Consider the following 4,967-nt stretch of genomic DNA (forward strand, 5'->3'; position numbering starts at 1 on the left):
GGTCAGCCGGGCCCCACGCGGCAGGTCAGTCGGACTTCACGGCGTCGCGGAACTGCTCCATCGAGACGGCGTCCGCCGCCTTGGGCGGGGTGATCTCCATGGCCTTCCCGAACGAGTCGTACGTGGTCCGGCTCTCCCGACCGTTGTACGTCGAGTCCAGCCGCAGCATGTACGGGGTGCCGTCCTTCGCGACGTGGTAGACGTCCTTGTTGCCCTGGGCCTCGCTGACGAGCGCCCGGGTGGCCTTGCCGTCCACGCTGGTGTCCAGGTCGGGTTGGCGCTCGGCGCCCGGGAAGATCTCGAACAGCCGGGAGCAGTCGCCGCCGGAGGGCGCCTTGACGAACTTGGCGTCGAGGTCCTTCGGCACGTCCACCTTCTCGCCCCGCTGAGCGAGTTGGGCCGCGAACAGCGGGACTCCGGTGTAGATCTCGCCGTCCGCGGAGTACATCTCGCTTTCGCCGCCCGGTAGTTCGGAGGCGGTCACCTTGATGCGGATGCCCACGTCCGGGACGGACCACATCTCCTGCTTGCCGTCCGGGAAGGCGGTGGTGCTCCCGGAGGCGTGGAACGACGTGCCGCGCATCGCCTTGTTGGCTGCGTCCGTCAGCTTTCCGGCGTCGTCGGAGGACTTCTCCGCCGAACCGTCGCGCCCGTCCCCCTTGTTGTCGCCGTCGCCGCCCCCGCAGCCGGCGACCAGCAGCGCGGCGCAGAGCGCGGCCGCCGTCGCCGCCGAACGCCCGGTCTTCCGTCCTGACATGAGTGCTGAGTCCTTCCCTCGGGTCGACCCCGCAGTCTGCCGCATGGCCGCGTCGGCCGCGTCGGCCGCGTGAGTCGCTCCGGCCGGCGGGCGTGGGCTTGTCCGGTCCTCGTCGCTCTGATTTGATATCCATCAAGATAGAAGAACATCGAAACAGAGGATGGTCCGATGCGTGGTCGTACGGGTGCGGGTGCGGAGACGGCGGACGTCGTGGTCGTGGGCGGAGGCCAGTCGGGTCTGGCGACCGCGCGGGAACTGCTGCGGCGCGGGCTCCGGCCCGTCGTCCTGGAGGCGTCGGACCGGCCGGTCGGCTCCTGGCCCCGGTACTACGACAGCCTGCGGCTGTTCTCACCCGCCCGCTACGCCGCCCTGCCCGGTCTGCCTTTCGGCGGCGACCCCGAGCGCCACCCGGGCCGCGACGACGTCGTCGACTACCTGGCGCGCTACGCCGCCCGGCTCGACTGCGGGATCCACACCGGGGCGCGAGTGGCCGAGGCGCGCCGCGACGGCGACGGCTTCCGCCTCCTGCTCGCGGACGGCACACACCTCGCGGCCCGCGCGCTGGTCGCCGCGACCGGGGGCTTCGGCAACCCCCACCGCCCCGCCGCGCTGGAGGCGTTCCACGGTCCCCGGCCGCACGCCGCCGAGTACCGGACGCCCGAACCCTTCGCCGGGCGGCGGGTGGTGGTCGTCGGCACGGGCAACTCGGCCGTGCAGATCGCCGCCGAGCTCTCCGGCATCGCCCGCGTCACGCTGACCGGGCGGCGGCCACCGCGGCTGCTGCGGCAGCGCACGCTCGGCCGCGACCTGCACTTCTGGCTCGGCGTCTCCGGTCTGGACGCGGCGCCGCTCGGCCGGTTCGTCCGCCGGCCGCCGACCCAGCCGGTCATCGACGACGGCCGCTACCGGGCCGCGCTCGCCGCCGCCGCCCCGGAGTACCGTCCGATGTTCCGCGCGGTGCGTGGGGACACCGTGGTCTGGCCGGACGGGGAGGCCGAGCGGGTCGACGCCCTGCTGCTGGCCACCGGCTACCGCCCGGACGTTGGCTGGCTGGCGCCGCTGGGCGCCCTGGACGACAGCGGGCAGCCGCGGCAGCGCGCCGGGCTGTCCACCGTCCATCCGCGGCTGGCGTACGTCGGCCTGGAGTGGCAGCGCACCCCGGCCTCGGCCGCGCTGCGCGGCGTGGGCCGGGACGCCGCCCACGTCGCGCGGGTACTGGCCCGGCGGCTGCGGGCGGACCGCCGGTGAGCCTTCGCGGAAGCCGGCCTCCCTCGCGGGCGCGCCGGGCCGGCGGGTCGGGAAGTGCGCCGCCCGGTCGGCCGGGGTCACCCCACGCTGTCGCGGCGCACGCCGCCGCCGGGGGTGAGTCCCGCGACCTCCGCCGCGCTGTCGGCGAGCGCGGTGCCGGCCTCCTCGTACAGGTGGAACACCGCGTGTGCGCCGCGCCGCTCCAGTGGCTCGATCTCCTCGAAGTGGGTGACCGCGGCCGCGATCCGGCCGCGGAACTCCTGGTGCCGCAACTGCTCCAACGCGAAGAAGTTACCCGCGTGGTGCGGCATGGCGAGGACCACGAGCTCGACGTGCTCGGCCAGCGTCAGCTTCTCCCAGAAGTCCTCGTCGGTGGCGTCGCCCTCCAGCACCGTGTAGCCGGCGGCCTGGAGGTCGGTGACCTTGTCGACGTCGGTGTCCACGCCGAGCACGTCCAGGCCGTACGCGTCGGTCAGCCGGTCGTAGGCGCCGCGGCCGACCCGGCCCATGCCGAGCACGACCACCTGGGCGCGGCCGATCTCGATCGGCCGGTCGTCCGGGTGGAGCGTGGACACATCCCGGTCCCGCATCCTCGGCTCCAGCCGGGTGAACAGCGGACGGCTGCGGAAGTTGAGCACCGCGGCCCCCGCGAAGCTGAGCGCGACGGCGAGCGACAGCACGACCAGCCAGTCGTCCGTGACCCAACCCTGTCCGGCGGCCACCACGGCAACGATCAGCCCGAACTCGGAGAAGTTCGACAGGCTGAGCGTCGCCAGGAACGACGTCCGCTTCCGCAGCCGAAAACCGGAGAAGATCAGCAGGAACAGCAGGCTCTTCAGCGGCACCAGCGCCACCAGCAGCACCGCGAGCGCGACCATGTCCCAGCTCGGCAGAGCGGTCAGGCCGATCGAGACGAAGAAGCCGACGAGGAACAGCTCCTTCATGTTGAACAGCGACTTCGACAGACCCGCCGCCGACGGGTGCGGCGCCAGCAGCATGCCGATGATCAGCGCGCCCAGGTCGCCCTTGATGCCGGCCTGCTCGAACAGCGCGTAGCCCAGCACCAGCGCGAGCACGACGCCGAACAGGATCTGCATCTCGCCGTGCCCGATCCGCGGCAGCAGGCGGCGCAGCACGCCCGACAGCGGGATCAGCAGGAGCAGGCAGACCGCCCACGGGCTTGGCAGCTTGCCGGTGGAGGCGGTGAGGAAGACGACCGCGAAGATGTCCTGCATGATCAGTACGCCGATCGCGGTCCGCCCGTACAGCGACCGTGACTCGCTGCGTTCCTCCAGCACCTTCACGGCGAAGACCGTGCTGGAGAACGACAGCGCGAAGGCGATCACCGCGAACGACTGGAGCCCGGCGCCCGCCAGCAGGGAGAATCCGACCAGTTTCAGCAGTGCCAGCACGCCGACGAAGACCCCCGTCGACGTCACCATGTGCAGCGTCGCCGCGCCCCAGACCTCCTTGCGCAGAAGGGTCCGCACGTTCAGCTTCAGGCCGATGGTGAAGAGCAGCAGGGTGACGCCGAGATCCGCGATGGTCTCCAGCGCGGGGATCGAGCCGTACCCCATCGCCTTCAGTGCAAAACCGGCCGCGAGGAAGCCCACCAGCGGGGGCAGTCGTATCGCCATGGCCAGGAGGCCGCCGACAAAGGGGGCGAGCAGGTAGGCGGGTTCCATGGATCTTGCTGCTCCTCGGCGGTTCGTCGGGGTTCGGCCACTCGAGCCTCCCATACCGCCCACCGGCGACTTTCAGCCACTCCCGCGCTTCTCCGGCGCGGTCGACGTGCGCGTCCCCCGGGCGGACCGCCAGCGGAGGCGGGGATTCCGGCTGTCCCCTAGCGTGGAGGCGACCGCGTTTGTCCAACTGTGAGGAGATTGTCGTGGCTGACGAAGGCGCCATGGACAAGATGAAGGGCAAGGCCAAGCAGGCCGCCGGCAAGCTGACGGGTGACGAGCGGAAGAGGTCCGAGGGCAAGACGGACGAGACCAAGGGCAAGGCCAAGGGCGCGATGGAGGACGGCAAGGACCGCATCGAGGGGCTGAAGGACTCCCTCAGCGAGAAGCGCCGCGGCAAGAAGTAGGCGGCGGACGGCAACGTCACCGCCCGAGGGCCGTACGGGCTGTGGACGCGGGTGACGACCCGCGTCCACGGCCCGTCGTCGCGCCTTGAGGATCAGTCCAGCCTGCGGTAGGTGACCGGTTCGCCGCCGCTGCCGACCAGTTCACGGGTGAGCACGCCGTCGCCGCTGAGAGTGAGCCGGCTCCACTCGCCGGGCGAGCACTTCGTCCGGTCGCCGGAGACCAGCTGCGACTCGTCCAGCTCCAGCGGCGGCCCCGACGCGCGCAGGGTGGCCGTCCAGCGGCAGCTGTAGCCCGGTCCGTAGCCGTGCAGCGTCATCACCCGCTCCCCGACCCGCCCCTGCCGGATGCTCATCGCACGTGTGTTGACCTGCGATCCCGTACCGAACTGGGCCCGCCACTCGCCGACGAAGGCGGACGGGACCGCGTTGCTGTCGTCCGGCGTCGCCTCGCTCTCGGCGGGGTCCGGTGTCGGCTCGGTGTCCGGGGAGGACGAGCCGTCGCCGGGGTCGCGGGTGCCGGCGGATTCCTCGGAACCGCTGCCGGCGGCGTTGTCGCCGCGCTTCTCGCCGCCCCCGTCGTCCGGGCTCTCGGCGCCGGACGCCGAGCCGCCGCGGTCGCCGCTGTTCATCACCGCGTAGACCGTGCCGCCGGCCGCCAGCGCCACCACCACCGCGACCGCGGCGATCAGCAATGCGTTCCGGCCGCCGCCGCGGGCGGCGGTCTGCCCGGTCGGGTGGGCGGCCGGCGGGTACGGGCCCGCGGCGCCGTACGGCGTGGTCTGGTGCGGCGACCCTCCGTGCGGGGATGCCTGGGGATAGCCGTACGACGGCGGGGGAGTCGGCTGCGGCTGCTGCGCGGGCGGGGGAGTGGGC

Annotated in this window: 4 protein-coding genes and 1 pseudogene; 2 read left to right on the forward strand and 3 right to left on the reverse strand. The window is 72.6% G+C overall.

The genetic code is table 11. The features are described 5' to 3' along the window. Nucleotides 1-25 precede the first annotated feature (25 nt). The gene (locus tag GL263_RS21455; protein ID WP_182857379.1) at nucleotides 26-757 is read right to left on the reverse strand and encodes a hypothetical protein; all 732 of its coding nucleotides are present in this window, start codon (nucleotides 755-757) and stop codon (nucleotides 26-28) included. 168 nt (nucleotides 758-925) lie between these two features. Between GL263_RS21455 and GL263_RS21460 the strand changes: the two genes are divergently transcribed. Further along, the gene (locus tag GL263_RS21460; protein ID WP_182857380.1) at nucleotides 926-2,005 is read left to right on the forward strand and encodes a flavin-containing monooxygenase; all 1,080 of its coding nucleotides are present in this window, start codon (nucleotides 926-928) and stop codon (nucleotides 2,003-2,005) included. A gap of 77 nt (nucleotides 2,006-2,082) precedes the next feature. On the opposite strand, the gene GL263_RS21465 is transcribed toward GL263_RS21460, so the two are convergent. Next, nucleotides 2,083-3,690, reverse strand: coding sequence for a cation:proton antiporter domain-containing protein (locus GL263_RS21465; RefSeq protein WP_182857381.1), 1,608 nt, complete (start codon nucleotides 3,688-3,690; stop codon nucleotides 2,083-2,085). Nucleotides 3,691-3,893: 203 nt separating this feature from the next. Between GL263_RS21465 and GL263_RS21470 the strand changes: the two genes are divergently transcribed. Then, nucleotides 3,894-4,094: a CsbD family protein gene (locus tag GL263_RS21470; RefSeq protein ID WP_182857382.1), complete on the forward strand. Its 201-nt coding sequence runs from the start codon at nucleotides 3,894-3,896 to the stop codon at nucleotides 4,092-4,094. A 92-nt stretch (nucleotides 4,095-4,186) separates the two neighbouring features. Here the strand turns inward: GL263_RS21470 and GL263_RS21475 are convergent. Continuing rightward, nucleotides 4,187-4,967 (reverse strand): annotated as a pseudogene (locus GL263_RS21475) (hypothetical protein); the annotation flags it as partial.

Source organism: Streptomyces durbertensis (assembly GCF_014156695.1).
Taxonomy (GTDB): Bacteria; Actinomycetota; Actinomycetes; order Streptomycetales; family Streptomycetaceae; genus Streptomyces; species Streptomyces durbertensis.